Genomic DNA, 820 nt, shown 5'->3' on the forward strand with positions numbered 1-820 from the left:
ACTGCTGTTCTCTATTTATACAATACTTCGTATTGAATGGCTTCGCTTTCCTAGGGTGCCGTCTCAGCCTCGGTCTTCGACTGGCACTGCTCCCTCAGGAGTCTCGCCATTAATACTACGTATTAACGTGTAATTTTACTTTGAAATACTTTAAAAAAATAAGACACTTTGCCCAACTTGCACATAAATGTAAAATTCAATAAAATAAATTTTCTGTGTTGGATCCCTTCGTATAATTTAATAAATACTACTAAACTAAATTAACGAGGTGCCTTATGTATAAAAATTATAACATGACCCAACTTACACTACCAATAGAAACTTCTGTTAGAATTCCTCAAAATGATAATACGCGATATGTTAATGAAATTGTTGAAACGATATCTGATAGCGAATTCGATGAATTTATATGTCCTAATAACAAAAGAATAGGTTTTAAAAGATATGCATACCGTAATGATAGATATAGTTTTAAACGTGACTTCAAGCTATATGAATGTGATGACTGTTCATCATGTTCTTTGAGACATCAATGCATGAAGCCAAATTCGAAATCCAATAAGAAAATTATGAAGAATTATAATTGGGAATACTTTAAAGCCCAAATTAATCAAAAGCTTTCTGAACCAGAAACGAAAAAATCTATAGTCAAAGAAAAATTGATGTAGAGCCTGTTTTTGGATTTATGAAGGCTATTTTGGGTTTCACTCGAATGTCAGTTCGAGGAATAAATAAAGTTAAACGAGAGCTAGGTTTTGTATTAATGGCACTTAATATAAGGAAAATAGCAGCTCAACGAGCTGTACATTATAAAATACAT

1 pseudogene is annotated in these 820 nt (G+C 32.0%); it reads left to right on the forward strand.

From position 1 onward, the window contains the following. Positions 1–392 precede the first annotated feature (392 nt). Positions 393–820, forward strand: a pseudogene (locus IDG66_RS12610) (transposase); the annotation flags it as partial.

The organism is Staphylococcus sp. EG-SA-18, from assembly GCF_017151825.1.
GTDB classification, from domain to species: Bacteria; Bacillota; Bacilli; order Staphylococcales; family Staphylococcaceae; genus Staphylococcus; species Staphylococcus aureus.